At 39.4% G+C, this 22271-nt stretch carries 25 protein-coding genes; 17 read left to right on the plus strand and 8 right to left on the minus strand.

The genetic code is table 11. The annotated features are described in order from the left end of the window. Window positions 1-99 precede the first annotated feature (99 nt). Both yidC and F777_RS0106795 read left to right on the plus strand, forming a co-directional pair. A complete protein-coding gene (gene yidC / locus F777_RS0106790) occupies window positions 100-1938 on the plus strand; it encodes a membrane protein insertase YidC (protein ID WP_026751377.1) in 1839 nt (612 codons plus the stop codon). Window positions 1939-1943: 5 nt separating this feature from the next. Next, complete coding sequence (locus tag F777_RS0106795) at window positions 1944-2579, plus strand: hypothetical protein (RefSeq protein WP_152530880.1); 636 nt, start codon at window positions 1944-1946, stop codon at window positions 2577-2579. Window positions 2580-2594: 15 nt separating this feature from the next. Here the strand turns inward: F777_RS0106795 and F777_RS0106800 are convergent, their stop codons facing one another. Continuing rightward, on the minus strand, window positions 2595-2948 hold the full coding sequence (locus F777_RS0106800; RefSeq protein ID WP_026751379.1) for a hypothetical protein: 354 nt from the start codon (window positions 2946-2948) through the stop codon (window positions 2595-2597). Between the two features lie 132 nt (window positions 2949-3080). Here F777_RS0106800 and F777_RS0106805 point away from each other — a divergent pair, with 132 nt between their 5' ends. The 3 genes from F777_RS0106805 to F777_RS0106815 are packed head-to-tail and all read left to right on the plus strand — an operon-like array spanning window position 3081 to window position 6037. Next, window positions 3081-4502: a tetratricopeptide repeat protein gene (locus tag F777_RS0106805; RefSeq protein WP_026751380.1), complete on the plus strand. Its 1422-nt coding sequence runs from the start codon at window positions 3081-3083 to the stop codon at window positions 4500-4502. A gap of 34 nt (window positions 4503-4536) precedes the next feature. Beyond that, window positions 4537-5301, plus strand: a complete 765-nt coding sequence (locus F777_RS0106810; RefSeq protein WP_026751381.1) for a phosphosulfolactate synthase — start codon at window positions 4537-4539, stop codon at window positions 5299-5301. A 1-nt stretch (window position 5302) separates the two neighbouring features. Further along, the gene (locus tag F777_RS0106815) at window positions 5303-6037 is read left to right on the plus strand and encodes a shikimate dehydrogenase family protein (protein WP_026751382.1); all 735 of its coding nucleotides are present in this window, start codon (window positions 5303-5305) and stop codon (window positions 6035-6037) included. Between the two features lie 30 nt (window positions 6038-6067). Here the strand turns inward: F777_RS0106815 and F777_RS0106820 are convergent, their stop codons facing one another. From F777_RS0106820 to F777_RS0106830, 3 genes are read right to left on the minus strand one after another with little or no spacing between them, the layout of a single operon-like run. Further along, window positions 6068-6496, minus strand: coding sequence for an acyl-CoA thioesterase (locus tag F777_RS0106820; RefSeq protein ID WP_026751383.1), 429 nt, complete (start codon window positions 6494-6496; stop codon window positions 6068-6070). A 19-nt stretch (window positions 6497-6515) separates the two neighbouring features. Next, window positions 6516-7106 carry an RdgB/HAM1 family non-canonical purine NTP pyrophosphatase gene (rdgB, locus tag F777_RS0106825; RefSeq protein WP_026751384.1) on the minus strand — a complete coding sequence of 197 codons (591 nt, stop codon included), beginning with the start codon at window positions 7104-7106 and terminating at the stop codon, window positions 6516-6518. 6 nt (window positions 7107-7112) lie between these two features. Continuing rightward, window positions 7113-7769, minus strand: coding sequence for a hypothetical protein (locus F777_RS0106830; protein WP_026751385.1), 657 nt, complete (start codon window positions 7767-7769; stop codon window positions 7113-7115). A 71-nt stretch (window positions 7770-7840) separates the two neighbouring features. On the opposite strand from F777_RS0106830, the gene F777_RS0106835 reads away from it, so the two are divergent. Then, entirely contained in the window at window positions 7841-8905 is a 1065-nt protein-coding gene (locus F777_RS0106835) for a branched-chain amino acid aminotransferase (RefSeq protein WP_026751386.1), read from the plus strand. Between the two features lie 64 nt (window positions 8906-8969). Here F777_RS0106835 and F777_RS0106840 read toward each other — a convergent pair whose 3' ends face one another. From F777_RS0106840 to F777_RS0106855, 4 genes are all read right to left on the minus strand, one after another. After that, on the minus strand, window positions 8970-9788 hold the full coding sequence (locus F777_RS0106840; RefSeq protein WP_026751387.1) for an IS3 family transposase: 819 nt from the start codon (window positions 9786-9788) through the stop codon (window positions 8970-8972). Next, complete coding sequence (locus F777_RS18570; protein ID WP_026751388.1) at window positions 9785-10189, minus strand: hypothetical protein; 405 nt, start codon at window positions 10187-10189, stop codon at window positions 9785-9787. The genes F777_RS0106840 and F777_RS18570 overlap by 4 nt, the downstream gene beginning before the upstream one ends. A gap of 141 nt (window positions 10190-10330) precedes the next feature. Next, complete coding sequence (locus F777_RS0106850; protein WP_026751389.1) at window positions 10331-11932, minus strand: T9SS type A sorting domain-containing protein; 1602 nt, start codon at window positions 11930-11932, stop codon at window positions 10331-10333. A gap of 164 nt (window positions 11933-12096) precedes the next feature. Beyond that, window positions 12097-13812 carry a hypothetical protein gene (locus F777_RS0106855; RefSeq protein WP_026751390.1) on the minus strand — a complete coding sequence of 572 codons (1716 nt, stop codon included), beginning with the start codon at window positions 13810-13812 and terminating at the stop codon, window positions 12097-12099. 188 nt (window positions 13813-14000) lie between these two features. Between F777_RS0106855 and rpsL the strand changes: the two genes are divergently transcribed. The 11 genes from rpsL (at window position 14001) to rpsC (ending at window position 22247) form a co-directional block, all read left to right on the plus strand. Beyond that, a complete protein-coding gene (gene rpsL / locus F777_RS0106860; RefSeq protein WP_026751391.1) occupies window positions 14001-14381 on the plus strand; it encodes a 30S ribosomal protein S12 in 381 nt (126 codons plus the stop codon). 71 nt (window positions 14382-14452) lie between these two features. Further along, entirely contained in the window at window positions 14453-14920 is a 468-nt protein-coding gene (rpsG, locus tag F777_RS0106865; RefSeq protein WP_026751392.1) for a 30S ribosomal protein S7, read from the plus strand. Window positions 14921-15162: 242 nt separating this feature from the next. Continuing rightward, window positions 15163-17313 (plus strand): elongation factor G, encoded by a 2151-nt coding sequence (fusA, locus tag F777_RS0106870; RefSeq protein WP_026751393.1) that lies wholly within the window; start codon window positions 15163-15165, stop codon window positions 17311-17313. Window positions 17314-17661: 348 nt separating this feature from the next. Beyond that, the gene (gene rpsJ / locus F777_RS0106880; RefSeq protein WP_026751395.1) at window positions 17662-17967 is read left to right on the plus strand and encodes a 30S ribosomal protein S10; all 306 of its coding nucleotides are present in this window, start codon (window positions 17662-17664) and stop codon (window positions 17965-17967) included. 291 nt (window positions 17968-18258) lie between these two features. Then, window positions 18259-18876: a 50S ribosomal protein L3 gene (gene rplC / locus F777_RS0106885; RefSeq protein WP_026751396.1), complete on the plus strand. Its 618-nt coding sequence runs from the start codon at window positions 18259-18261 to the stop codon at window positions 18874-18876. Between the two features lie 35 nt (window positions 18877-18911). Then, complete coding sequence (gene rplD / locus F777_RS0106890) at window positions 18912-19544, plus strand: 50S ribosomal protein L4 (RefSeq protein ID WP_026751397.1); 633 nt, start codon at window positions 18912-18914, stop codon at window positions 19542-19544. A gap of 26 nt (window positions 19545-19570) precedes the next feature. Beyond that, window positions 19571-19870 carry a 50S ribosomal protein L23 gene (gene rplW, locus F777_RS0106895; RefSeq protein ID WP_026751398.1) on the plus strand — a complete coding sequence of 100 codons (300 nt, stop codon included), beginning with the start codon at window positions 19571-19573 and terminating at the stop codon, window positions 19868-19870. Window positions 19871-19913: 43 nt separating this feature from the next. After that, window positions 19914-20753, plus strand: coding sequence for a 50S ribosomal protein L2 (gene rplB, locus F777_RS0106900; protein ID WP_026751399.1), 840 nt, complete (start codon window positions 19914-19916; stop codon window positions 20751-20753). Between the two features lie 54 nt (window positions 20754-20807). Beyond that, window positions 20808-21089: a 30S ribosomal protein S19 gene (rpsS, locus tag F777_RS0106905; RefSeq protein ID WP_026751400.1), complete on the plus strand. Its 282-nt coding sequence runs from the start codon at window positions 20808-20810 to the stop codon at window positions 21087-21089. Window positions 21090-21115: 26 nt separating this feature from the next. Beyond that, on the plus strand, window positions 21116-21460 hold the full coding sequence (gene rplV, locus F777_RS0106910; protein WP_051408487.1) for a 50S ribosomal protein L22: 345 nt from the start codon (window positions 21116-21118) through the stop codon (window positions 21458-21460). A gap of 16 nt (window positions 21461-21476) precedes the next feature. Next, window positions 21477-22247 (plus strand): 30S ribosomal protein S3, encoded by a 771-nt coding sequence (gene rpsC / locus F777_RS0106915; protein WP_026751402.1) that lies wholly within the window; start codon window positions 21477-21479, stop codon window positions 22245-22247. Window positions 22248-22271 lie beyond the last annotated feature (24 nt).

The following is a 22271-nucleotide window of genomic DNA, read 5'->3' on the forward strand; positions in this document are numbered from 1 at the left end:
CAGGTTTTAGGGGTTGGTGTTGGTTGGCTGGTTGAGAATACAAAGAAAAGACATTTTTTGTTAGGCAAACGTTACCTTTGCCGCTCAATAAAAGTTTGTATGAAGACGGATAAAAATACGGTCATTGGGTTTGTGTTGCTGGGTATTCTGATGTTTTTGTATTTCTGGTATACCAGCCAGCAGCAGAATGCCATTATTGAAATGAAAAAGAGGGAAGAAGACTCTTTGGCAAAAGTGGCTGCTGCCCGTATGAAGTTACTGGATACGGTGGCTCTTAAAGTAGATTCCCTGAAAAGAGATTCTGCGGTAAGAGTAGCCAGTGCAGGTAGCTTTACGGATGCTGCGATTGGACAGGAGACAGTGGTTGCACTTGAGAATGATCTTGTTAAAGTCAATCTAACCAATAAGGGTGCTCAAATTAAGTCTGTTGTGCTTAAACAATATAAAGATGCAAAAGAGCAGCCGGTGGAGTTATTGAATAATAGTACCCTTGCTTATGCGATTAATACAGCCCCTGCTCAATCTGCAGGAATTGAAAATTTGTATTTCACTCCGGGAGAAATTGTAAAGAATGCAGATGGATCACAAACGCTGCAGTTCAAGCTTGCTTCTGTAAATGGACAGTCTGTAGTTCATACATTTACCCTGGCACCTAATAGTTATAATATTAGCTGGAAACTGGGTATGAACGGCGCTTCACAGTTGCTGACCAATCAACAACTGAATCTTAACTGGAATGTTGCAACAGAGCAAATGGAGCGTACTTCTCAGTATGAGCGTCAGGTCTCTAATATCTGTTTCTCTGAGGATAATGAGTTCGACTACATCTCTTCCAATACCGACCATACTTTTGAAAAACCTGCACAGTGGGTTTCGGTAGTTCAGCAGTTTTTCAATAGCACTTTAATTGCAGATAATTCCTTCAATTCAGGCAGTATTAAATGGGCTCGTGCTACAGACTCATCCAGAAGTCTGGCCAATACTACCAGTTCGCTTCAGGTTAAAGTACCGGCAGCTGCATCTGTTGAAATTCCATTCCGTTTTTATGTAGGACCAAATGAGTACGAAATCCTCTCCAAACAGGCACCTGAAATGGATAAGATTATCAATCTGGGTCGTGACATGTATTCCTTTGTAAGGCCTATAAATAAATATATTATCATGCCTGTATTCGATTTCTTTGCATCGTTTGTGAAGAATTACGGATGGGTGATTTTCCTATTAACCTTATTCATTCGTCTGGTAACCGCTCCTCTAACGTATAGCAGTTACTTAAGTGGAGCCAAAATGAAGGCATTGCGTCCGGAACTGGATGTGTTGAAAAAGAAAATGGGGGATGATCAGCAAGGTTTTGCCATGGAGCAAATGAAGCTTTTCAGAGAAGCTGGGGTGAATCCGCTGGGAGGTTGTATTCCTGCTTTATTACAGATCCCAATTTTCTTTGCATTATATAGCTTTTTTAATTCTGAAATAGCATTGAGAGGTCAATCCTTCCTTTGGAGTGCAGATTTATCCAGTTATGATTCCATAGCGTCTCTTCCTTTTAGTATTCCTGCTTTTGGTAATCATGTAAGTTTATTTACCATAACAGCTGTATTAACAAGCTTTTTAATTTCTATCTATAATATGAGTATGACTCCAACACAGGACAATCCTGCATTGAAGTACATGCCTTATATTTTCCCATTCATGTTACTGTTTATATTTAACAGTCTTCCTTCGGCGTTAACCTGGTATTATACCGTATCAAACGTAATAACCCTGTTATTGCAATTTGTAATTCAGAATTACATTATTGATCATGATAAAATTCTGGCTAAGATTGAAGCCAAGCGGAAAGCTCCAAAAACCAAAAGCAAATGGCAGGAACGTTATGAACAGATGGTAGAGAGTCAGAAGAAATTACAGGAGTTGAAAAACAAGACCAATAAAAAATAAATCATATGCGCTACTTATTAATTCTTTTTTTCTGTGGTGCAATAAGTAGCGCATTTGCACAAACAAGAGTAGTGGCCGAATGTACCGTAACATATGCCATCACTATCAATAATGAAGAGGCCCTAGATAAGGACGCTTTAGCCCTGTTGAAACAGAGTGTGAAGACGGTTTATATCAAGGGGAATCATAGCCGCTCAGATTTAATTAGCCCCTCATTTTCACAATCATTAATATACAATAAAGCTACCGGCGATGCTGCCATATTAAGGGAGATTGGTGCGAATAAGTTTCTAACCAAAATGAATGCTTTACAATGGGCCAAACAGAATGATAAATTCTCGGATTTAACTATTCAGTTTACAGAAGAACGAAAAGCAATTCTGGGATACGATTGCAAGAAAGCCATTATACAATTAAAAGACGGCAGTACTTTTTCGGTTTACTATGCTTCTAATATTGTACCCTCTGTAAAAGAGTTTGAGTATCAATTTAAAGATATACCAGGTTTTGTTCTAGAGTATGAGGCAAGGGATGGATACACACAGAAGATTATTTATACAGCTACCAAAATAAATCTGAACCCTGTGCCCGGAGGAAAATTTGATATTCCAACAACCGGATATCGGTTATTGAATCAATAAATGAATTACGGTAGTTTAATTGCGATTTTCAGGAACTTTGAATTTAGGAACTTTCACCTTTATCTTGTAGGGATAGATATAAGAAGTGTTCCCATTGTTGTATTGCAAAAGGCTATTCAGTTCAGTATTTGCATTCATTAAACTGCTGCTATTATTTGAAAGTGTTAAGCCTTTGTAATTAAGATTCGATTTTATAGCTGACAAGGAAAGCCCTTTCTTTGAATATTTGTTCAGGCTGTTCAAAGTGAACTTGCTGTTTTTGGTTTTTTCGTCTACAATTCCTGTAAATGCAACCGCAACTAATACCAGGTGCAGGCAAACTGCCAGCATCAGGATTGTCTTTTTTACGGATTTGTTTTGCATTAACATATGGCAAAGGTAGGATATATCCTAAATATTTTAACGATTTATTTTTATTAACAAACGTTAATAAGGGCTAAAAAGTTTGGTTTTTACCAAAAAAAGTACAAATAATTGTATAAATTAGGTAAACCTTCACCCATGAGCAATAATCCGTATCGAGAAGACAGGGAAGCACTGAAAGAGTTGATTATTCAGTATCAGCATCTTAAACATGGTAGAAGCCACCCATATTTAGAAGAAGAAGCTTTTGAGCGAATCATTGATTATTACGACGAAAAAGACGACTTGCAGGAAGCAATGGAGGCAGCAGATATGGGGCTGGAACAGTTTCCCTATTCAGCGAGTCTAATGATAAAAAAGGCTGATTTATTACTGGCAACCCGAAAATACAAGGAGGCTTTAAGTCTGCTGGAGACAGCTGAACTTTTTGATAGTACAGACCTGAATTTATTCATATTGAAAACAGACGCCTATCTGGCGTTGGACCAGCCAGCCAAAGCGGCTGAATTGTTAGAATCTGCATTGCAGTTATTTGATGGAGAAGAAAGGCTTGATTTATTGTTTGAGCTGGCCGATGTGTACGATGATTATGAGGAATTTGACAAGGTTTTTGATTGCCTTCAACTCATTTTAGAGGAAGATCCCAATAATGAAGAAGCTTTGTATAAAATCTGTTTCTGGACAGATTTTACAGGAAGGAACGAAGAGAGTATCAAATTGCACCAGTCTATTATAGAAGAAAACCCCTTTAGTGAACTTGCCTGGTTTAATTTGGCCGCCGCTTTCCAGGGATTAAAACTGTATGAAAAAGCCATAGATGCCTATCAGTATGCAGTAGCCATCGATGAAAAATTTGATTATGCTTACCGCAATATGGGAGATGCCTATCTGCGGTTGCGCAAATACAAAGAAGCCATTGAAGTGCTGGAGAAAGTATTGGAACTAAGCAGACCTGAAGATGTAATTTATGAAGCCATTGGACATTGTTATCATCGGATGGGTAAATATGCTCAGGCGAGGTTTAATTATAAAAAAGCAGTACACCTGAATGCTGGCGATAGTAAGCTTCATTATAAAATTGCTGTTACTTATATGCTGGAAGAGCAATGGCAGGCTGCAGCAAAGCAATTGGAGAATGCCATGCGTATGAACCGTACTATTCCCGAATATAACCTGGCGATGGGAGAGTGTATGATGAATCTGGGGAAATTCAAAGATGCCATTATTTATTTTGGGACTGCTGTAAAACACAAAAGCAAATCAGTTGCCGGTTGGGAAGCTTTGTTAAGATGTCTTATAAATGCTGACATGCTTGAAGAAGCCTACGAGCAATGTATTGCAGCATTTATGGCTACAGGGGAGAAGCCGGTTTTTTATTATTATGCCACAGCCATATTACTTGAATTGGGCAGAACCAAAGAAGCGTTGCTGAAACTGGAAGCTGGAATGGAGAAATCTCCCAAACTGCTTAAAAAATTACTGGACTTAAATCCATCTGTATTACAAAATAACCAGGTCGTTGATATTGTAGCCAGATACAAGAAAGGAAAGAAAATATAAATATGTATTTTTGTTGTTCAATAATGATCTTCGAATGAACTACAGACTTTCACAAATTCCGGAACGTACCCAACAACCCAGAACCTCAGGATTAACTATGGTGATGGATAAAGGGTTAAGCATCAATCAGGTTAAAGACTTTTTAAGTGTAGCTGGTCCTCATGTTGACATTGTAAAGCTTGGGTTTGGAACTTCATTTGTAACGCCAAACTTGAAGGAAAAATTAGCCGTTTACCGTGAAGCCAATATGCCCGTTTATTTTGGGGGTACTTTGTTTGAAGCATTTCTGATTAGGAATCAGTTTGATGACTATGTTGAAGTATGTAAGGAATATGGGGTAAGTTATATTGAAGTATCCGATGGTTCTATCACCATACCACATGCTGAAAAATGTGGTTATATAGAAAAACTTACCCAATATGCCACTGTGTTGAGTGAAGTGGGTAGCAAAGACGCTGCACATATTATACCCCCCTATAAATGGATTGAATTGATGAGAGCTGAGTTAGAAGCAGGTTCCTCCTATGTTATTGCAGAAGCCAGAGAAGCCGGAAATGTAGGAATTTACCGGGGCAGTGGTGAAGTTAGAGAAGGGTTGGTACAGGAAATTTTAACCCAGATTCCTGCGGATAAAATTATTTGGGAAGCACCCCAGAAAGCACAGCAATTGTACTTTCTTGAATTGATAGGCTGCAATGTGAACCTGGGAAATATAGCGCCAAACGAAGTATTGCCATTAGAAGCCATGCGTATTGGACTTAGAGGAGACACTTTTCATCTTTATTTAGACAAAGCCTAGTATGCAGCTTTATGGATTATTAGGATATCCGTTAACTCATTCTTTTTCGCAACGATATTTTTCTGAGAAGTTTAAAGAATTGGGGTTAACCGAATCGCATGCATATCAGAATTTTGAAGTTCCATCAATAGACGCGTTTCCTGCATTGTTACAGAAATATCCTGATGTAAGAGGATTCAATGTTACTATTCCGTACAAAAAACAAATCATGCGTTTTTTATATGAGATGAACGATGCTGTAAAGGAAATGGGTGCCTGCAACTGTGTGCAGATTAAAAACAATAAGCTTTATGGATATAATACAGATATTATTGGCTTTGAACAATCCTTACAGCCTTTCTTAAAACCTTCTCATACTCATGCATTGATTTTGGGAACAGGTGGAGCTGCTGCTGCTGTTGCCTATGTATTGAGAAAGCTTCAGATTTCCTATTTGTTTGTTTCCCGTAACAGTGGCGAGCAGACCATTCAGTACCAGCAGCTGGATGCTGTTTTTTTAAGCAAGTACACTTTAATAATCAATACCAGTCCGGTAGGCCAGTATCCTCATTTAACTGCTTCGCCGGATATACCTTATGAATTACTTGGACCCAATCACCATTTATACGATTTAATTTACAACCCCGAAACAACCCGCTTCATGGAATTAGGGAAGCAGCAAGGGGCTACTGTACAAAATGGGTATGAGATGCTTGTTTTACAAGCGGAAGAGAGCTGGCGTATCTGGAATTCTTAACTCAAAATTGAATGATTGAATACAATCGGATTATTGTAAAACAGATATGATTTTTTCGGTCATGGAAACTTTTTTGCCCAATTGGTAATCAAACAGCATCATGCCGGTTTTTGCTCTTACGGCTAAAATTTCCTCCCCGTTTTTTTGAATCATCACCCTGTAGTATAAATCAAATCCCATTTTGTCGAAATCGGTGGCAACAATTTCAATTTTAATCTGATCTAAGTGATTCATTTCTTTTTTGTATTCCACCATCGCATCAGCCATAATCAATCCATATTCTTCAACCTGTAATTCAGCGTAGCCACGGGATTGTAAGAACTGTTGTCTGGCTTCCTGCAAGATGGATAGGACTGTATCATTACCAACATGTCCGCCATAATTAAGGTCGGTTATTCTTATCTGTAGATGAGTTGAAAAGCTGAACTTTTCCGGAAGATTGATTTTGATGCGATTCATAAAACAATGATAATTTGAATTATAAAACGCCAACTTGGTTAAAAAAATCAAGTAGCGCTTGCATGGCTTTCTTTCTGTGACTGTATAGGTTTTTTTCTTCCATGCTCATTTCTGCAAAAGTGTTATCAGTACCAAGCGGAATGAAAACAGGGTCGTAACCAAATCCTGATATGCCTTTTGCCTGATGTGTAATCTGACCTTTACAGATTCCCTCAAATAAATATTCCTGGTTATTCCAGATTAAGGAAATGACTGTTCTGAATTGTGCTTTTTTATTGGCATGGGCTTCCAGATTGTTTAATAACAAATCAATATTTGCCTGAAAGTTTCTGGTGTCTCCTGCATATCTGGCACTTTTAACGCCAGGTGCACCATTGAGTGCTTCCACTTCCAATCCGGTATCTTCGCTGAAACAGTTTTTTCCTGTTAATTGATGAATCACTTTGGATTTTTCGCTGGCATTTGCTTCAAGTGTGTCGTGAGGTTCCGGAATATCAATAAGTATTCCGGCTTCTTCCAAAGACAAAATAGTCAACAGGTTACCGGTAACAGCTTTGATCTCTTTTACCTTGTTGGCATTATTGGTTGCAAAGATAATTTCAGTTGGCATAATCAATTATATATTGAACAAGGTTTTTAAACTTACCCAAAGTTTGGTTTTTTCTAATTTGGCTTCTGCATGATCACCGGCAAATTGGTCAAACGACGGTGCTGCCAAAAATTTACTTTGATCGTAAGGCTGAATTTGGTAATCAGGTATCATAAAAGGAAGTTGAATATCCGTTGTTTTAACGCCAAACAATATATAAGTAGAAGGAGTGAGTTCCTTTTTGATTTCGGGAAACAGTGCTAAATATCTCGCAGTATTAATAACAGCTACATCGCCCATATTCAACTTACAGGCCCCAAGTATTTTGGTAAGAAAATCCAGGTTCGCATCATTCAGGAATACAGCATCTGTTTCATGTACCAGTATCGTAATGTTTTTTGCATTTTTTCCTAAATACCAGTTTTCTGGTCTTTCTTTTAAAGGCAATGGTTGTTTGGGCAGAAAAGGTTCATCTGTTAAAGTTGTTGCAAGATTGGATAGATTGTCAGTATCACCAGTTGTTTTAATTTCCGCTGTTTGCGATTCTGTTGAAGCGGAGTGCTGTATTTGTTTTGAAACTGCCTGATCCAGTACTGGCTTTGGTTTTGCCTCTTCCGTTTCAACAATCACCAGGCTTGATGGGTAAAGTTGCGCCAACACAAAATCGGGTAGTTGTTCAGCCATGGTTACTCCGTTTAAATATTAACAGTTGTTAGTTTTTATTTTTTTTGTTTCTTTGCGCCAAATATAAAACTATGAACGCAGTACTAGACATAAACATTAAGAGAGCAGAAAAGTCTAAGTTAGATACGATTAGTTTAGAGAATATCCCTTTTGGCAGAGTGTTTACCGATCATATGTTGGTAGCTGACTACAGTAATGGAGTATGGAAGAATGTTGAAATAAGACCCTATGAAGCATTGTCAATGGATCCGTCATTGGCTGCTATACATTATGGTCAGTCTATTTTTGAAGGGATTAAAGCCTATAAGAACGAGGAGGGAGAAGCCGCCATTTTCAGACCGTATGAAAATTTTAAACGTTTCAATATTTCTGCTACAAGAATGCAGATGCCAACTGTTCCGGAAGAAATTTTTATAGATGGGATGAAAGCCCTGGTTAAATTAGACCGCAACTGGATTCCTTCCATGCCGGATCATTCCTTGTATATCAGACCTTTTATGTTTGCTACTGATGCAGTATTGGGTGTAAAGCCTTCTGATTCTTATAAATTCATGATTATTTTAAGCCCAACTGGGCCTTATTTCAGTACACCTATGCGGATTTTTGTGGAAGAAAAATACACACGTGCAGTTGCTGGGGGAGTGGGATACTCTAAGAATGCAGGTAACTATGGTTCCAGCATGTACCCGACCAATCTGGCAAAGGAAATGGGATACGATCAGGTACTATGGACAGACGCTTTTGAACATAAGTATTTACAGGAAGTTGGCATGATGAATGTATTTTTCATTATCGGTAATCAGGCAGTAACTCCTTCTCTGGAAGAGGGAACTATTCTTGCAGGTATTACCCGGATGAGCTCACTTACCCTATTGGAAGAAATGGGACTGGAAGTAGTGGAAAGAAAAATATCTATTGATGAATTGATGGAAGCGTATAAAGCAGGTCAGTTAAGAGAAGTATTTGGAGCTGGAACTGCTGCAACTATCTCTCTGATAAAAGAGTTGCGTTATAAAGATGAATCCATGTTCTTTGATACCGAAAAATGGACGGTTGCTCCAGCTTTAAAACAAAGATTAAACGAAATCCGTCAGGGAAAAACCGAAGACAAATACGGATGGATGTTGCCCGTATAAATGATTTCATGAGGATGAATTGTCCTGAAATAGGTTGACAGTTTTAAAATAAGTCCCGGTTGCCTCAGGTAGCCGGGATTTTTTTGTTGTAGACCTGATCTGGCGTTTTCATTTGAAGTGCTAGATGTGGTCTTTTGTTGTTATATAAAAATACACTTTCTTGAACTAACTGTTTGACCTGTTCTTTACTTTTCAATTTCCGATCCATTCCAAATTCTTCTTTTATGGTACGGTTCATTCTTTCGGCTAATGCATTTTCGTAAGGGTCTCCATTTTCTGTCATGCTTAATTGTATATTATTTTTTGCTGTCATTAGCACATATTCCTTGCTACAATATTGCAATCCTCTGTCTGAATGATGGATGGTTGACATACTTGGGTTGTTTCGTTGTGTTACAGCCATTTTCAAGGCTTCAATCATACTTTCGGTTTCCATATTATCTTCAACAGCATAGCCCATGATTTTTCTGCTGTAGGCATCCGTTATCATGTTCAAATAACAATTTCCTTGTTCTGTCTTGATGTATGTTATATCGCTTACCCAAACTTCATCCTGATGATTTATTGTTTTCCCCTTGATTTGATTAGGCCATTTTCTTAGCCAATGTTTACTCATGGTTGTTTGTGTGTAGCGCCTACGGGGATTGATTTGTAACCCATAATGACGCATTAAGCCAAAGAGCTTATCCCGACCAAACTTCAGTCCATTCTTCTGTAAATCTTCTTTAATCAGATAGTATACTTTGCGCGTTCCAATTCTAGGCAGTTGTTTTCTTTCCCTATCCACTAGCTTTTTGACAGCCTCTAGTGTTAACGTCTTTTTTATCCTATCTTTTTGCTGCTTGTATACATTTTGACGACTGTAACCTAAGACTAATGCTATTCTTCCGACGCTGTATTCTCTTCTTTTTCCCCCTGTTTGTCGGAAGCTGCTTGTGACAGGGGTAAGAACTTTTTTCTAATCTCAGTATCGAACATATCATCGGCAATATCTATGGCTCTATTTAATATCTCTTTCTCTGCTTCAAGCCGTTTGATCTTTGATTCCAATTGCGATATGTACGTCTTCGGTGGTGCTTTCTTTTTCATGGGAGATTTACTAGTCCAATCTAAAGTTCCGTGTTTTCTTAACCATACCAAAACGGTACTTCTTCCCTGGATGCCATACTTCTTTTGACTCTGTTTCCAGGTTAAGTGCCCTTTTTCAACTTCATCAACTACCTGAAGTTTAAAGGATAAGCTGTAGTCCCTTTGGGTTCTCTTTAAATAATTGTTACTCTGCATAAGTCAACTTTTGTGTCAACTTATTTTAGGACGAGGCAGGAATAATAACAAAAAAGCCCTGGGTTTTCCCGGGGCTTTTCTTTTTTGACTGTATTCAACCATTATAGTGCCGTAATTTTTGAATTATAGTCCTAACCTGATTTATTGCTTAAAGAACGGAATATTCTGCTGATGAATACCACTGGTTATCTGTAATAGATATTGGCCATTGACTAGGTTCCCGATGGGTACGCGGATGAAGCCTTGCTGCATGGTACCGGCTGCAATTGTTTTGAGAAGGGTTCCCTCCATATTGAATATTCGTAAGACACTGTTTGCTGGTACTGCCGCGTTAATAATAACATTCAGTTCAGAACTTGAAGGATTAGGATATATTTTAACTGTTAGCAGATTTGCCAGGGGTATTATTGCTCTTGGCGCCCATTTTGCAATATAGAAACGTTGATTACTTCTGCTGGAACTGTCTGAATTTATATCAAAACGTATGCTGCTGTCTTTCAATAGTTCTAATTGTTGATTGGAATAAGTATCGTACAAAACCAATTTCAGGGAACCGGGCATGTAAGCATCTGCTATTTTTAGCTGATAGGTTCCATTCGTTAAATTAGAAAGCTCAATTGGTATTCTGGTTTGTTCACTAAACACACGGCTATCAACCGCCAATTTTTTATTGTCAGCGGAATAGCTGAAAATATTTACCCCTGGATTTAACAGTTTGCCTGCATCAAATTGGTCTTTCCCATTTTTGGCATTGCCTTGTTCACGTATGATTAACCTGTCTTGTAGTTGTTGATTATAGTAGAGCTGTATATTGGCATAGTAGCCATTCAATTCTTTAAATTCCTCTATTTTTCCATTGTTCCATTCATTTGATTTTGATGCTTCACTAAATAGTAATTCATTTCCGGAAATACTATCTGTTTGTAAAATGATTGCTTCAAATGGATTTAAAATATACTTCTGATTGTATGGAATTGTAGTATACCCACCTGCATTTCCAAGTTGACTGTCCCATACATACTTGTAGTTTTGTATGGAGTTCCCTTTCACAATTAATGTGGAATTGATTGGACTGAGATAGGGATTACTTACCAGCTGAAATCCATTTCCAGCAGAGGACAGATTTTTCATATAATTGCCCACAAGGATATTGCCTCTAAAGTAATCGGCCCAGCTGGTCTTATCTTCATTGTTGCCAATATTCCATCGAATTCCCTGTTGTTGTTTCCAAAGGTTTTCATTTCCCTGAGCAAGTGTCTGCCAGCCCGCTTCTATAGAGAAACTATCTGTATTTAAAACAGCATTATTCCAGTGGATGTTTGGTGTGTTGACCCATTGCTGCAAGGATAAAGAATCAGTAAACGGATGCCCTGCCAAATATATACCTGAGTTCTTTTGTTTAAAGGTATTGGCTACAAATACATTTCCGCTTAGTGTAGCTCCCTGTGCAGCAGGACTGATGATGGCAGATGCATTAAAATACAACTGATTGTTGGTTAAAAAATTTCCAGATTTTAATTGTAACGATTCATTAATATACAGAGGATTCAACAGTGTAATATTGTTATTAACAATCAGGCTTCCGATGGTCTTATTTTTGAAAATATTGCCATTGAGTTGTTGCGCAACTACTCCGTTCAGTTCAATATTGCCGTTTTTGGCTTCAATGCTGGCACTATCAGCCAGTAATTCACCTAAAACCTGAAGGGTCCCGGTAATATTTAGTTTTGCTCCAGAAGCCATCCAAAGATTTTTGATAATATGCTTCTGTAGAATATTCGGCTGATACGGCGTATTAGGGCCAATGGTAACATAGGCATTACTGTCGGGTATCAGTGCATTACACCAATTGAGTGGATTGTGCCAGTTGCTGTCTGTAGACCCTATCCAGCTTAGAGATTCCAGCTTTATTTTTTTTGTGTGTCTGTAAAACCATTGGAAACAGAAACAAGAATGCTATCGGCAGACTGTATGTTGGCAACAGCATATTTGATAGATGCAGGTTGCATGATACCTCCTTCACTGATTTTAGTAAAACTGGATTGATTGCCATTCCATCTGACTGAACCCTCTGTTATTTTCCAGGTTAATATTTCACCGTTACCAGTACTGTCTATTGCCAGAATAGGGGCGATGTCTATACTGTCTCTTGTATTACACTGTAAAACAGTGCTATCCCCGTCGTTTTGATAATGAATGGGAATTCCGTTGATGCGTATATGTTGAATTGAGCCGGAGGTTACCGATAATTCGCTGCTATTTTCCGCAGGGTCCTTTATGACAATTTGTGTTGGATTGTATGAACCGGCCAGTTGAATTCCATCCAGGTCTTTATCAGTTGATTCTATGATATACCTAAAGAACAAATTATTAGAATGATTCCCTTTCCAGTAAGATGCCTGTTTAATCTGGTTACTGATTTGTATGGGAATGGATTGCAAGGGGGACAATGAGTCAAGATGAACGGATTCATTGAAACTGAGTTGTAGTGTTAACGTATCTCCTTTTTTGAGAATTGAGTCATTCAAAGGTATCAGGCTAATTTGAATGGGTTTTATTTTATCAATCAATTGCGTATCAATGCTGAAAAAGGGGAGTCCTGCCAACCCTGGAATCAGGTTGTCGTTATTGTTAATACCCAATACCATTTTTCCCTCTCCATTTCCTGTAAAAATTTTTATATGATAGTCTGTACCCGATCCGGTTACTTCTGTTATAGCAGCATTGCCCAGTCCCTGGGTGTGCAGTACAAAATTCTGAGTGCTCAGTCCTGTGATGTCCCCGCTGGGTTTGAATGCGTATTGAATAGTGTCTGCATTGGTAACGCCGGAAGTAGTTGAATGCAGACTATCTATCAGTACTTGATTATTCGCTGAACTGTCTGAATCTGCCTTAAAACTAAAATCATCTATTGCCATTAAATCATCACCGCCTCCTTCATCTGAATCCTCCCAAAGAAGCACCAGCTGTTCCCCGTTTTTCCATGTTAACCCACCAATATTAAATTGAATGATGGATTGATTTTCCGGATTGTTGCCGTTAAGACTTCCAGCACCGGTACTGCTTTGTATAGAGTTAAAGTTAAGAGAAGGTGCTGCACTAAGTAAGCTGGCATTTATGCCGTTGAATACGCCGGTTCCGATTTTACCTGTCCAGGTATTTGTATTGCCCGATCCTCCTTTACGCCATTGTTCCGCAGTAAAAGATCCATTGATTGTATGGAGTGTCTTTCCTGTTTGATTGGTTATAATCAACCCAACAGCATAAATGCCAGTACCCGCAGACTGGGTTCCCAATGCCCGGTCGTTGTTTGTGTTTCCCACACTGTAGGTGCCTGCTGCCGTTGAACTGCCAGTGCCAATTGAAAAAACTGCATTTAAACTGCTGCCGGAACGCTGTATCATTTCCCAGCCGGCCATTGAAGAAATAGCAAAAGGTGTACTTAAAAAAGCGTGGGGGCCTTTCCCCACTAAAACAAAACTGCCACTCGAAGGCAGGCCGTTAAAATTTTGCTGATAAATAACATTGGCCTGGGAATAAATCAGGCTGCTTCCGGATTGTGCACGTAAGGGACTATAGACTGCTTGAAATACCAAGAGCCATAAGCATAAAGATTGCTTCATAACTTGGGCTGGGGGCTTTGCGGGGCTACTCTGTAAAGCAAGGTTATATTTGGTTTATAAACAATAGGGGGGTGAAAATTGGGCTAAATCCCTTTTTTTTGCCCGTAGAAATACTTTTTTTTGGAAAACATTTTGGATTCTCATTTAGAGCCATTACCTTTGCCGTCCGAAATTTTAAATGGTTTATAATGCCTACAATACAACAATTAGTTAGAAAAGGCCGCGAAATTATCAGGGCTAAGAGTAAGTCTAGAGCTTTGGATGCTTGTCCTCAGCGTCGTGGTGTATGTACTCGTGTATATACTACTACTCCTAAAAAACCAAACTCTGCTTTGCGTAAAGTAGCGAAAGTGCGTTTGACCAATAAAGTTGAGGTTATCGCCTATATCCCAGGTGAAGGCCACAACCTACAGGAGCACTCAATTGTACTTATCCGTGGTGGTCGTGTTAAAGACTTACCGGGTGTACGTTACCATATTGTACGTGGTAGTTTGGATACTGCTGGTGTAAAAGACCGTAAGCAGAGCCGTTCCAAGTATGGTACTAAGAAAGAAAAAGCTAAGAAATAGTTTTATTCACTATAGCGACTGAGTAAAGTTTTAATACTTGAAGACCTTCAGTCCCTTTTAAAAATTAAACAATGCGTAAAGCACAAGCCAAAAAATTACCCTTAGCGCCTGACGGTCGCTTTAACGACAAAATGGTAACCCGCTTCATCAACAATTTGATGTGGGATGGTAAAAAAAGTACTGCTATCAACATTTTCTATGATGCAGTTGACAAAATAACAAAAGCAACTGGTGAAGATGGATACGAGGTATGGAAAAAAGCCATTGCCAACGTAACTCCTGCCGTTGAAGTAAGAAGCCGCAGAATCGGTGGTGCTACTTTCCAGATTCCTTCTGAAGTTCGCCCTGACCGTAAAATCTCTTTGAGCATGAAGTGGTTAATCCGCTACAGCCGCGAAAGAAACGGTCGTACTATGGCAGATAAGTTGTCTAATGAAATCATGGCAGCTGCTAAAGGTGAAGGTGCCGCTTTCAAAAAGAAAGAAGATACACACCGTATGGCTGAAGCCAACAAGGCATTCTCACACTTTAAAGTGTAAGCATATAAAATTTCACAGAGCCCCGAATTTTTCGGGGCTTTTTTGTTTTTGGAGCTTACGGAATCTTTAACTCTTTCTGCTTGTTTAAAATCCGCTTGCTTCGCAGATCTATACTTTACCCGGCAGACCGAATTATGTAATTATTCAATATTTTATCCCCAAAACAAATAAATGGGGCTGAAACCTTTGTTGGTTCGGGATTATCTGTACCTTTGCGGCCTCTAAAAAAATAAGAATACTATATGGCTGATTTGAAATTTCAACGAAACTTTGGTATTGCCGCTCACATTGATGCCGGTAAAACCACTACCACCGAGCGTATTTTGCGCTACACTGGTATGATCCACAAGATTGGTGAAGTACACGATGGTGGTGCTACTACCGACTGGATGGAGCAGGAAAAGGAAAGAGGTATTACTATTACCTCTGCAGCGGTAAGCTGTCAGTGGAATTTCCCTACTGTATTGGGAAAGTCTACTCCTGAAACCAAGTCTTATTATTTCAACATCATCGATACTCCCGGACACGTGGACTTTACTGTAGAAGTAGAGCGTTCTATGCGTGTATTGGATGGTTTGATTGCATTGTTCTCTGCAGTAGATGGTGTAGAGCCTCAGTCTGAAACCGTTTGGCGTCAAGCGAATCGTTATAAAGTTCCCCGTATTGGTTTCGTAAACAAAATGGACCGTGCTGGTGCCGATTTCTTAAATGTGGTTAACCAGGTGAAAGAAATGTTGGGTGCGAAAGCAGTTCCGTTGCAGTTGCCAATTGGTGCTGAAGATAATTTTAAAGGGGTTGTTGACCTTATTAAAATGAAGGGTATTGTATGGCATGCTGAAACAGAGGGAATGACTTTTGATGAGATTGATGTTCCAGCTGATATGCTGGAAGATGTAATGCATTGGAGACAAAACCTGATTGAAGCAGTTGCTGAATACGATGACAACCTAATGGAGAAATTCTTTGACAATCCAGATTCAATTTCTGAAGCTGAGGTTCACGAAGCCATCCGTAAAGCTTGTATCGATTTAAGCATCGTTCCAATGATGTGTGGATCTTCATTCAAGAACAAGGGAGTACAAACTGCATTAGATGCTGTTTGTAGATACCTGCCTTCTCCAGTTGATATTGAAGATACCGTAGGTACTGATCCTAATACAGGTGAAACCATCACCAGAAAGCCTAGCGCTAAAGAACCATTCGCTGCATTGGCTTTCAAAATCATGACCGATCCTTTCGTTGGTCGTCTGGCTTTCTTCCGTTGCTACTCTGGTCATTTGGATGCAGGTTCTTATGTATTAAACGTAAGAAGCGGAAAGAAAGAGCGTATCAGCCGTATCATGAAAATGTTTGCCAACAAGCAAAATCCAATTGACTTTATTGAAGCGGGTGATATTGGTGCTGCTGTAGGTTTCAAAGAAATCAAAACAGGTGATACCCTTTGTGATGAAAACCATCCTATTACGTTGGAAAATATGTTCATCCCTGAGCCGGTAATTGCGATTGCAGTTGAACCTAAAACTCAGGCTGACGTTGATAAAATGGGTATGGCAATTGCCAAACTAGTAGAAGAAGATCCTACCTTACGTGTAAATACAGATGAAGATACAGGTCAGACCATCCTTCGTGGTATGGGTGAATTACACCTTGAAATCATCATTGACCGTATGCGTCGTGAGTTTAAAGTTGAAGTTAACCAGGGTGCTCCTCAGGTAGCTTACAAAGAATCTTTCGGAACTACTATTCAGCACAGAGAAGTATTGAAGAAGCAGTCCGGAGGTCGTGGTAAGTTCGCCGATATTCAGTTTGAAATTGGACCAGCTGATGAAGAGTGGTTGGCAGCAAACGAAGGAAAGAGCTTCCAGTTTGTAAACGACTTATTTGGTGGATCTATTCCTAAAGAATTTGTACCAGCTATTACCAAGGGCTTTGAAACTGCAATGAGTACAGGTGTTTTGGCAGGTTACCCTGTTAACAACATGAAAATCCGTGTATTTGATGGTAGCTACCATGATGTGGATTCTGATGCAATGAGCTTTGAATTGTGTGCTAAGTCCGGATTCCGTGAAGCAGGACGTAAAGCAAAGCCTACTTTGCTTGAACCAATCATGAAAGTGGAAGTACTTACTCCAGACCAGTACATGGGTGATGTTACCGGTGACTTGAACCGTCGTCGTGGTATGCTGGAAGGTATGGACAGCCGTGCCAACCTTCAGGTAATCAAGGCTAAAGTTCCATTGAGCGAAATGTTTGGTTATGTAACCCAATTGCGTTCTTTAAGCTCTGGTCGTGCAACTTCTACCATGGAGTTCTCTCATTACAATCCAGCACCTAATAACGTTGCCGAAGAAGTAATGGCAAAGAACAAGGGTAAGGTTAAGAACGATGAATAATTTCATCTAGTCTAAATTATAATTGACTTGAAATAGGCGCCCCGATTTATCGGGGCGTTTTTTTGCGCAGATGCGAAAAGTTTGTCGGGGAATTCAAATTATAGAATAGGGGAGATGGTGGTTGTACTTAGCTTGGTTTCGGATTCAAGTGGTGCGGAATCGGCTGGATTCTCATCAAATAAATTAAAATTTGTTTTAATATTAAGGCCAATTTTGTGGAAAACCAGCTTTTTTACCAGAAAATAAAAAATAAATCCACAAAAAAGGCGAAAAAAAACATAAAAAACTTGTCTGTTCAATTACAGCTCCTTACCTTTGCAACCCCAACGTAAAAATTGGTTTTTGACTATGTCTCAGCGAATCAGAATCAAATTACAATCATACGATCACAATCTTGTAGATAAATCTGCAGAGAAGATCGTTAAGACAGTACGTAGTACAGGTGCAGTAGTAACAGGTCCAATTCCTTTGCCTACTCATAAGAAAATTTTCACTGTATTGCGTTCACCACACGTAAACAAGAAGAGCCGTGAACAATTCCAGTTAGCAACGCACAAACGTCTAATGGATATCTACACTTCTTCTTCAAGAACAGTAGATGCGTTGAGCAAATTAGATTTGCCATCTGGTGTTGAGGTTGAAATTAAAGCTTGATAAATCAGGCCGCTGTTTGAAAGTAAACAGCATTAGTTCTTATTAAATACATTATCTGCCAATCAGCTTAACCCTGAGAAAGCAGCTCTGATTAAAAAATAAATCATCAGCTTCACAATGAAACTGATGGGTAACATATAAACAGGCCCTTCGAGGTTTGTTTACTACCGGTACTTCCCCTTCTTGTTTTAAGCAGGAAAACAAAGGAAAAGGTCGGTAGCAAACTAGGATTGAATCCCGCTTCATCGGTGGGATGTCCTCATAACCGAGCGGGGCATAAACCGCAAAACGATGAAAGGAATTATTGGAAAAAAAATCGGCATGACCAGCATCTTCGCCGCTGATGGAAAGCAAACTGCTTGTACCATCATTGAAGTTGCTCCGAATACCGTAACTCAAATCAAGACGCAGGAAACTGATGGTTATTCTGCAGTACAATTAGCATTCGGCGACAAGAAAGAAAAGCACGCTACAAAAGCCGAAATCAATCACTTCGCAAAGGCTCAGACTACAGCCAAGAAATTTGTTAAAGAATTTCGCAACTATTCAATAGAAAAGAATTTAGGTGAAACTGTAACAGTAGATATCTTCTCTGAAGGTGATACTGTTGAAGTTGTTGGTACCACAAAAGGTAAAGGTTTCCAGGGTGTTGTAAAGCGTCATGGTTTCTCTGGTGTGGGTGAAGCTTCCCATGGTCAGCACGATCGTCAGCGTGCTCCAGGTTCAATCGGTGGATCTTCTTATCCTTCACGTGTATTCAAAGGAATGAGAATGGCCGGTCGTATGGGTGGAGACCGTGTTAAAATGAAAGGTTTGAAAGTAGTTAAAATATTTTCAGAAAAGAACTATATCCTGATCAGTGGATCTGTTCCAGGTCACAACGGTTCTATCGTTTTAATTCAGAAATAATCACCCTGTTTAATTGACAGATTAATTGAAAGATCATGCAAGTAGATGTATTAGATATAAAAGGACAGAAAACCGGTAGAACGGTTGAATTACCACAGGAAATCTTTGGTATTGAACCCAACGACCACGTTATCTATCTAGCCGTTAAGCAATACTTAGCCGCTCGTCGTTCCGGAACGCACAAGGTTAAAACCCGTGCAGAAGTGCAAGGTGCAAGCCGTAAGCTGCACAAGCAAAAAGGAACTGGTGGTTCTCGTAAAGGTAATATCCGTAACCCTTTATACAAGGGTGGTGGTACCATTTTCGGACCTAAGCCTCATGCTTACGATTTCAAATTGAACCGTAAAGTGAAGGATTTGGCTAAAATTTCTGCCTTAAGTTACAAAGCAAAAGAAAGTGCTATTGTAGTGGTAGAAGAAATTAAAATGGATGCTCCAAAAACCAAGCAATTGGTTGACATCATGGGTAACTTGAAAGTTGCTGATAAAAAAGCACTCATTGTTTTACCTGAGTACAACGATAATCTGTATCTAAGTTCTCGTAACGTACCAAATGTTGGCAGCACTTTGTTAGCTGACATCAATACATACGATATCATGAATGCAGATGTATTAGTAATAACAGAGAACACTGTGAAAATCTTCAACGAAGAAGAAGCAGCAGCTTAATTTAAGTAACGTTTCAATCATACAAAATGAGACAGTCAGAAATTTTAATAAAGCCTATATTAACCGAGAAAGCAAATGCTCAGCAAGATTCGCTAAGAAAATATGCTTTCAAGGTAAACCGTAAGGCAAACAAGTTGGAGATCAAGAAAGCAATCGAGGAATTCTACGGCGTACATGTAGTAGATGTAAATACTGCAGTTGCTCCTGGAAAAAATAAAGCCCGTTACACAAAAGCTGGTTTTATTCAGGGAATGAAGTCTGCTTACAAGAAAGCGTTTGTAACAGTAGCAGAAGGTGAAACAATTGATCTTTACGCAAATATTTAATTTATAGCAGCGGAGCTGAGAATTCCGCACAAAAAAATAAACAATGGCACTAAAAAAGTACAAACCAATCACAGCAGGAACTCGTTGGAGAATTGGAAATGCTTATGCTGAGATTACTACTAATAAGCCTGAAAAGAGTTTGTTAGAGCCTCAAAAGAGCACTGCTGGCCGTAACTCTCAGGGTCGTAGAGTTATGCGTTACATGGGTGGTGGAAACAAACATCACTACCGTATTATCGATTTCAAGCGTAATAAGAGAGATATGGCTGCTACAGTTGTATCTGTTGAATACGATCCAAACCGTACTGCATTTATTGCACTGGTTCAATATACTGATGGCGAAAAACGCTACATCATTGCTCCTCAGGGAATTCAGGTGGGTCAGACTGTAATTGCAGGTGATGCGGTTGCTCCTGAAGTTGGAAATGCATTGGCTATGAAAAACATGCCTTTGGGTACCATCATCCACAACATTGAATTGCAACCTGGTCAGGGTGGTAAAATGGTAAGAAGTGCTGGTGCTTCTGCTCAGTTAGCCAACAAGGAAGAAAAATACGCAGTATTGAAAATGCCTTCTGGTGAGTTGAGAAAAGTATTAATTAACTGTTATGCTACCGTTGGTGTGGTTTCTAACAGCGACCATAACCTTGAAACTGCTGGTAAAGCCGGTAAGAATCGTTGGAAGGGTATTCGTCCACGCGTAAGAGGTGTTGCGATGAACCCTGTAGATCACCCGATGGGTGGTGGTGAAGGTAGAGCCTCCGGAGGACATCCTCGTAGCAGAACCGGTAAGTACGCAAAAGGTGAGAAGACACGTACCAAAGGAAAAGGTAGCGATAAGTTAATCATCCAGCGCAGAAACGGTAAAAAGCTGGCTAAATAATTTAACCAGAAGAAATAATTAAAATAACTAATAGACCAGTAAACTCAAATAATTATGGGTCGTTCGATTAAAAAAGGTCCTTACGTAGACGCTAACCTAGAAGGTAAAGTAGTTGCGATTAACGACGGAAAAGCAAAGAGAAACGTTATCAAAACATGGAGTCGTCGCAGCACTATCACACCTGATTTTGTTGGACATACTTTCGCCGTACACAACGGTAACAAGTTTATCCCTGTTTACGTAACAGAATTCATGGTAGGTCACAAATTAGGTGAATTTGCCCCTACCAGAAACTTCAGAGGACACGCAGGAACTAAAAATAACTGTAAGGGTTAATCCCCATACATCAAACAAAAAAAGAAATGGAAGCAGTAGCTAAACTGAACAATTATCCAACAGGTCCGCGTAAAATGCGCCTGTTAGCCGATGTGATCCGCGGAATGGAAGTGGAAAAAGCACTTGCTATTCTGGAGCATCATCCTCAGCACAATGCCACTCCATTGGCAAAGTTGTTGAAGAGCGCTATCAGTAACTGGGAGCAAAAAAACAGCGGATCAAATGCTGCAGACAGTAGTCTGATTGTAAAGACCGTATTCGTTGACGGCGGTAGAGTATTAAAGCGTATGCGCCCTGCACCACAAGGTCGTGGCTACAAAGTACGTAAGCGCAGCAACCATGTAACATTAATCGTAGATTCTAAAAACTAATTAGTAAAACCATTATATGGGTCAGAAAGCAAATCCAATTGGTAACAGGTTAGGCATCATCCGCGGATGGGACAGTAACTGGTATGGTAGTAAAAAAGACTATGCATCCAAACTGATCGAAGATCATAAGATCCGTACCTACCTAAGTGCCCGTATCAACAAAGGTGGTATCGCAAAAATCGTTATCGAGCGTACGCTTGGTAAATTGATTGTAACCATTCATACTTCTAAACCAGGTATTATCATCGGTAAAGGTGGTAATGAGGTTGATCGTATTAAAGAAGAATTGAAGAAGTTAACCGGTAAAGACGATGTTCAAATTAATATTTTGGAAATCCGTCGTCCTGAACTGGATGCGACTATCGTAGGTGATACCATCGCTCGTCAGATTGAAAATCGTATCAACTTCAAACGTGCTACCAAAATGGCAATCGCCTCTACTTTACGTATGGGTGCTGAAGGTATCAAGGTAAAATTAAGCGGTCGTTTGGGTGGTGCTGAAATTGCACGTAGCGAAGAATTCAAACAAGGTCGTACTCCATTGCATACTTTCCGTATGGATATTGATTATGCCAATGTATTTGCTCAGACTGTATATGGTAAAATTGGTATCAAAGTATGGATCTGTAAAGGTGAAGTATTAGGAAAGCGTGAATTGAATCCAAACTTTGTTGGTGGAAAGAACGATATGAGTGACAGAAGAGAAAGATCTGGATCTGATGAGAGAAGAGGTGGCGAAAGAAGAGACGACAGAAGAGGTGGTGGAAGAGGAGAACGCAGAAACTAATAAGAACTAGTAATAATTATTACT

The organism is Sediminibacterium sp. C3 (genome assembly GCF_000508085.1).
Taxonomy (GTDB): domain Bacteria; phylum Bacteroidota; class Bacteroidia; order Chitinophagales; family Chitinophagaceae; genus Sediminibacterium.

Excerpts from the sequence above, each read along its gene's own strand:
- yidC (WP_026751377.1), top strand. The coding sequence starts at position 100 with ATGAAGACGGATAAAAATACGGTCATTGGGTTTGTGTTGCTGGGTATT.
- F777_RS0106795 (WP_152530880.1), top strand. The coding sequence starts at position 1,944 with ATGCGCTACTTATTAATTCTTTTTTTCTGTGGTGCAATAAGTAGCGCA.
- F777_RS0106800 (WP_026751379.1), bottom strand. The coding sequence starts at position 2,948 with ATGTTAATGCAAAACAAATCCGTAAAAAAGACAATCCTGATGCTGGCA.
- F777_RS0106805 (WP_026751380.1), top strand. The coding sequence starts at position 3,081 with ATGAGCAATAATCCGTATCGAGAAGACAGGGAAGCACTGAAAGAGTTG.
- F777_RS0106810 (WP_026751381.1), top strand. The coding sequence starts at position 4,537 with ATGAACTACAGACTTTCACAAATTCCGGAACGTACCCAACAACCCAGA.
- F777_RS0106815 (WP_026751382.1), top strand. The coding sequence starts at position 5,303 with ATGCAGCTTTATGGATTATTAGGATATCCGTTAACTCATTCTTTTTCG.
- F777_RS0106820 (WP_026751383.1), bottom strand. The coding sequence starts at position 6,496 with ATGAATCGCATCAAAATCAATCTTCCGGAAAAGTTCAGCTTTTCAACT.
- rdgB (WP_026751384.1), bottom strand. The coding sequence starts at position 7,106 with ATGCCAACTGAAATTATCTTTGCAACCAATAATGCCAACAAGGTAAAA.
- F777_RS0106830 (WP_026751385.1), bottom strand. The coding sequence starts at position 7,769 with ATGGCTGAACAACTACCCGATTTTGTGTTGGCGCAACTTTACCCATCA.
- F777_RS0106835 (WP_026751386.1), top strand. The coding sequence starts at position 7,841 with ATGAACGCAGTACTAGACATAAACATTAAGAGAGCAGAAAAGTCTAAG.
- F777_RS18570 (WP_026751388.1), bottom strand. The coding sequence starts at position 10,189 with ATGCAGAGTAACAATTATTTAAAGAGAACCCAAAGGGACTACAGCTTA.
- F777_RS0106850 (WP_026751389.1), bottom strand. The coding sequence starts at position 11,932 with ATGGCTTCTGGAGCAAAACTAAATATTACCGGGACCCTTCAGGTTTTA.
- F777_RS0106855 (WP_026751390.1), bottom strand. The coding sequence starts at position 13,812 with ATGAAGCAATCTTTATGCTTATGGCTCTTGGTATTTCAAGCAGTCTAT.
- rpsL (WP_026751391.1), top strand. The coding sequence starts at position 14,001 with ATGCCTACAATACAACAATTAGTTAGAAAAGGCCGCGAAATTATCAGG.
- rpsG (WP_026751392.1), top strand. The coding sequence starts at position 14,453 with ATGCGTAAAGCACAAGCCAAAAAATTACCCTTAGCGCCTGACGGTCGC.
- fusA (WP_026751393.1), top strand. The coding sequence starts at position 15,163 with ATGGCTGATTTGAAATTTCAACGAAACTTTGGTATTGCCGCTCACATT.
- rpsJ (WP_026751395.1), top strand. The coding sequence starts at position 17,662 with ATGTCTCAGCGAATCAGAATCAAATTACAATCATACGATCACAATCTT.
- rplC (WP_026751396.1), top strand. The coding sequence starts at position 18,259 with ATGAAAGGAATTATTGGAAAAAAAATCGGCATGACCAGCATCTTCGCC.
- rplD (WP_026751397.1), top strand. The coding sequence starts at position 18,912 with ATGCAAGTAGATGTATTAGATATAAAAGGACAGAAAACCGGTAGAACG.
- rplW (WP_026751398.1), top strand. The coding sequence starts at position 19,571 with ATGAGACAGTCAGAAATTTTAATAAAGCCTATATTAACCGAGAAAGCA.
- rplB (WP_026751399.1), top strand. The coding sequence starts at position 19,914 with ATGGCACTAAAAAAGTACAAACCAATCACAGCAGGAACTCGTTGGAGA.
- rpsS (WP_026751400.1), top strand. The coding sequence starts at position 20,808 with ATGGGTCGTTCGATTAAAAAAGGTCCTTACGTAGACGCTAACCTAGAA.
- rplV (WP_051408487.1), top strand. The coding sequence starts at position 21,116 with ATGGAAGCAGTAGCTAAACTGAACAATTATCCAACAGGTCCGCGTAAA.
- rpsC (WP_026751402.1), top strand. The coding sequence starts at position 21,477 with ATGGGTCAGAAAGCAAATCCAATTGGTAACAGGTTAGGCATCATCCGC.